The organism is Protofrankia sp. Cas8 (assembly GCF_963555845.1).
GTDB lineage: Bacteria > Actinomycetota > Actinomycetes > Frankiales > Frankiaceae > Protofrankia.
The window spans coordinates 44,310-49,400 of the sequence record NZ_CAUVXI010000013.1; the positions used below are offsets into that span (position 1 = coordinate 44,310).

The 5,091-nt window shown below is 67.5% G+C and carries 2 protein-coding genes and 1 pseudogene; 1 reads left to right on the plus strand and 2 read right to left on the minus strand.

Annotated elements, in window-relative coordinates; translation table 11 throughout:
- Window positions 1-709 (minus strand): annotated as a pseudogene (locus U9977_RS04275) (hypothetical protein); the annotation flags it as partial.
- On the minus strand, window positions 706-1,917 hold the full coding sequence (locus U9977_RS04280) for an MFS transporter (protein WP_322747839.1): 1,212 nt from the start codon (window positions 1,915-1,917) through the stop codon (window positions 706-708). The gene U9977_RS04280 and the pseudogene U9977_RS04275, both read right to left, overlap by 4 nt.
- A gap of 509 nt (window positions 1,918-2,426) precedes the next feature.
- On the opposite strand from U9977_RS04280, the gene U9977_RS04285 reads away from it, so the two are divergent.
- Window positions 2,427-5,091, plus strand: a 2,665-nt coding sequence (locus U9977_RS04285) for a N,N-dimethylformamidase beta subunit family domain-containing protein (protein ID WP_322747840.1), incomplete at its 3' end; no start/stop codon positions are given.

Here is a 5,091-nt window from a genome sequence, read left to right on the forward strand (position 1 = left end):
GATAGGTCTGGCCACCGGTGGCCAGCGTCGCGTAGAGGCGGTCGTCGTCGCGATCGAAGGTCACTCCCCAGAAGTTCGCGTCGGTGGGGTGGAGCTCTTTGCCGTCCCTGGTGACGGAGAACGACTCGAGGTTACCGATCTCTCGTCCGGCGGAGACGTCGTAGAGCGTGGTGGCGGTTGAGAAGCCGCCCGTGGCGTAGGAGTGGCCTGACACGAACGTGGTTACCGCAGCCAACCGGCCGTCGGGCGACAGCCGGGCCCGGCTCGGGATGCCCACGATGTTGAAGCCGTGCTGCACCTGCATCTTCGCGTCGAACGTGAACGCCTTGTAATTGGTGTAGATGCCCGGGCTCGCGGCCAGACACAACCCCACCGTGGCGACCATGTCGACCCGGTCGCACTGCAGGCTTGTGACGACATGCGGACCGCCCAGGTCGTCGAGTTTCGCCACGGACACCTCGCCGTAGGTGGGTCCCCGTTCGCTACTGCGGAAGACGACCACCGGGGTGGCCAGGACCGAGCTCAGGTCGGCCGGGCGCAGGCTGGCGTCCTGGGCCGCCACCGGGGATGAACGGCGGGAGACGGTGATGCCGTAGGCGAGCGTCGCCGCCACGGTGCACAGCACGACCGCCGCGAACACCGCGTGGCGGCGCCGTCGGTTGCGCCGTGGCGTCGTCGGTTCGGCTGGTGATCTGGTGGTGGCAGTCACGTCGTCCTCCGCAGGGCTGACCATGCAATGGCAAGCGTGACGGCGAGGAGCACGGCCGCCGCCGTCAACGCGGTTTCCACGCCCGCGATCGTCCACAGCGCGCCGAAGAGGGACGAGGCCACGAGCTGACCGAGCGACACGCCGGTCTGGACCAGCGCGAGGCCGGTGGTACGGGCGCCGGCGGGTAGCGCGGCACTGGTGAGTGCGGACAGGACGCCGTCGGTCGCGGCGTAGTACAGGCCGAGGAAACCCAGGCAGCACAGTAACGCGGTCATTCCCCGTATCGGCGAGAGGAGCGTGGCGTAGACGCCCAGCAGGGCCCCGAAACCGCCGAGAAACACCCGGGCCCGTCCGATCCGGTCCGCCAGCCGACCGAGCGGAACCGAGGCGAGCAGGTACGTGCCGGATGTTCCGGCCGCGAGCAGGGGGAACATCGCCGGCGTGATCTCCAGCGTCTGCTGGAGGCGAAGGTAGATGAACGCGTCGCCGATGGTTGCCAGCGCCGGCGCGCAGCCGGCCACCAGGATCCGGCGCAGCCTGCGGTCGGTCACAGCCGTCGCGATGGCACGGGATGTCATCTTCGGTGATGTCGCTGGTGACACTGCTGGTGACGATTGGGGTGAGGGCGCCGAAGCCGGGCGCCGGTCGACGAATGACAGCAGGACGGCCAGGCCGATCACACCCACGCACGCGCTGACCGCAAAGACGAGGTGGTAGCCCCCGGGAACGGTTGACAGCACGGCGAATGCCGCCACCGGGCCGAGCATCGCGCCGAAGGTGTCCATGGCCCGGTGCACTCCGAAGGCAAGTCCAAGGTCGCCATCGGTGGCGGCCAGTGACAACAGCGCGTCCCGCGGTGCGGTGCGGATGCCCTTACCCACCCGGTCGGCCACGATCGAACCGGAGACGACCGTGGCCGAGCCGCCGGGCACGAGCAGAGCGAGCCGGGACAGCACCGACAGCGCGTAGCCCGCCGCGGCGATGTCACGGTGTCGTTCGAGGCGGTCCGAAGCCACGCCCCCCGCCAGCCGGACCACCGCGGTAACACCCTGGTAGAGGCCATTGACGACACCGACCTGTAACGGACTGAAGCCGAGAGAAAGCACGAGGTACAGCGGCAGGACCGCGGTGACCATCTCGGTGGACAGGTCGGTGAGCAGGCTGGTCATGCCGAGCATGAACACGACCGGGCCGACGGCCAGGCCCACGCGTCCTCGGCGCGACCGGGCCTGATCGGGCGTGGTGCCCGGTGTGCGGGGCGGCGGACCGTCACGCAGCGTTGAGTACAAAGGCTCTTCCCCCTCCGGCCAAGCCGAAGAACCAACTGTCAGTGTTCGCCACAATATTATGGTGGAAGTCTTGACAAGTTTATGATCCGGTGTTGGTCGGATGTCAGGCTGTGTGCCGGCAATGGGTTGATTTTCTGATTACCGCCACAACATGTGGCCTCGGCCTGGTTATGCAGGGCTATATAGGATAATTTTTCGTGGTCGGGCTCCGGTAGGGGGGTGGCTCGGCGTCCAGGAGGGGGCTGCCCCATCCGGAGGTTGGCACGGTGTGGCGGTGATACCGCGGCAGGCGGGCCACGTCCGGGGGGCTGAGGGTCGAGCATGCCATGCCGATACATCACCGAATGTCGGGCTTCGTCATCCTGGAGGGTAGTGCGCGATCCGCTGACGTTCTTCCGGGGGCGTCTGGGCAGGTAGGAGTCCGGCAGGTGAGCATTTCAAGCCGTGAGGACCCGTTGTCCTCGTTACTGACCGTGCGAAGAGGCGGGGGGTACCGTCAGCTCGTCTCGCCACTGAGCTCACGACTGATCGTCCTGTCGGTAGCGGTCGCGATGCTGATGGCCCTCTCCGTACCGCTGGCATCCCGCGCTCATGCGGCCGACCCGTGCGGTCCTCCGGTCGTCAACCCGATCGCCTGTGAGAACACCAAGACCGGTTCACCGCAGTCGGAGTGGGACACCACCGGTACCGGTGACGACACCATTCAGGGATTCAGCACCGACATCAGCGTGAACGCTGGCAGCACGGTGCATTTCAAGATCAAAACGAGTGCCAGTGCCTACCGGATCGACATCTATCGCCTTGGTTGGTACGGGGGTGACGGAGCCAGGAAGATGGCCACCGTCAACCACAGCGGCGTACAGAGCCAGCCCGCCTGCCTCTTCTACACCGCCACCAACCTCACCGACTGCGGCAACTGGGCGGAGTCGACATCCTGGGCGGTGCCCGGCAGTGCGGTCTCCGGCGTCTACGCGGCCAAGCTGACCCGTACCGACACCAACGCGAACAGTCACATCGTTTTCGTGGTGCGAAATGACACGAGCCACTCGGACGTGCTGTACCAGACGTCTGACACCACCTGGCAGGCGTACAACTCCTTCGGCGGAGCGAGTCTCTACCCGGGGCCGATCGGACGCGCATACAAGGTCAGCTACAACCGTCCGTTCACGACCCGTGGCGACGTGCCGGACGGACGCGACTTCGTCTTCGCCAACGAGTATCCGATGATCCGTTTTCTTGAGCGCAACGGCTATGACGTCTCCTACGCCAGCGGTGTCGACACCGATCGGTACGGCAGCCTGCTGACCAACCACAAGACGTTTCTGTCGGTCGGTCATGACGAGTACTGGTCAGGCCAGCAGCGGGCGAATGTCGAGGCGGCCCGGGACGCCGGTGTGAACCTGGCGTTCTTCAGCGGCAACGAGGTCTACTGGAAGACGCGCTGGGAGCCGAGCACCGAGGGGTCCAGCACCCCGTACCGGACGATGGTCACCTACAAGGAGACCTATCTCGACGTGGTGGACCCCCAGGACCCGCCGATATGGACCGGTACCTGGCGTGACCCGCGCAAGAGCCCGCCGGCCGACGGCGGCCGTCCGGAGAACGCGTTGACCGGCACCGGCTACATGGCCAACAACAGCGACCTGACCATCATGGTCCCGGCCGCCGACGGCAAGATGCGTTTCTGGCGCAACACCCCCATCGCCAGCCTGGCGCCCGGGGCGTCCGCGGCGCTGTCCCAGCACTCGATCGGGTACGAGTCCGATGAGGATCTCGACAACGGTTCCCGCCCGGCCGGTCTGGTGCAGCTGTCGACGACCACCGGCGCCGTCAGTCAGTACCTGCAGGACTACGGGACCACAGTCGCGCCCGGCACGACCACGCACCACCTGACGCTCTATCGCGCCGCGAGCGGCGCGCTCGTGTTCGGCGCGGGCACGATCCAGTTCCCCTGGGGCCTGGACGACGTCCACGACGGCACGACGACGGCCGTCAACACCAACATGCAGCAGGCGACCGTGAACCTGCTGGCGGACATGGGCGCGCAGCCGGCGACGCTGATGGCGGGCATGATCGCGGCCACCGCGTCCACGGACCACACGCCGCCGTCGATCACCATCACGTCGCCGACCGCCGGCGCGACCGTCACCAACGGCAGTCAGCTGACCGTGACCGGCACCGCGGCTGACAGCGCAGGCGCCGTCGGCGGGGTCGAGGTCTCCATCGACGGTGGTACCAGCTGGCACCCGGCGACCGGCCGCGGGAGCTGGACCTACACCGGGACCGTCCACGGCCTCGGTGCGGTCACGGTCAAGGCCCGTGCAGCCGATGACAGCGCCAACATCTCCGCGCCGGTGACCGTTTCGGTCAATGTCATCTGCCCATGTGTGGTCTTCGGTTCCGCCGCGACGCCGAAGACCCCGGCGGTCACCGACACCAGCGCCCTGGAACTCGGCGTTCGTTTCACCGCCGACGTCGACGGCTGGGTCACCGGAGTCCGGTTCTACAAGGGCAGCGGTAACACCGGTACGCACACCGGCACGCTGTGGTCGGCCGCCGGCACCCAGCTGGCAACCGCCACCTTCACCGGCGAGAGCGCGTCCGGCTGGCAGCAGGTCAGCTTCGGACAGCCGGTACAGGTCACCAAGAACACCGCGTATGTCGCCTCCTACTGGGCGCCCGCTGGGCACTACGCGGCGGACGCGGGCTTCTTCGAGGTGAACGCGGCCGACGCGGTGCCGCTGCACGCGACCAAGGACTCCGCAACGGCCCCCAACGGTGTGTACCGCGCGGGTAGCACCGGGTTCCCGACCAGCACCTACGGTTCCACCAACTACTGGGTGGACCCGGTGTTCACCGATGTCGCTCCACCTGATGTCACCCCACCGTTGGTGACGAGCCAGACGCCGCTGCCCGCGTCGTCCAGCGTGGCGCCGACGGTGACCCCGACAGCGGTGTTCAACGAGCCCGTCCAGCCGGCGACGATTACCTTCACCGTTGCCGCGGGCGGGCAGAACGTGGCGGGAAGCGTCGGATACGACGCGTCGACCAGGACGGCGACGTTCACTCCTGCCGCGGCGCTGGCCAACGGCC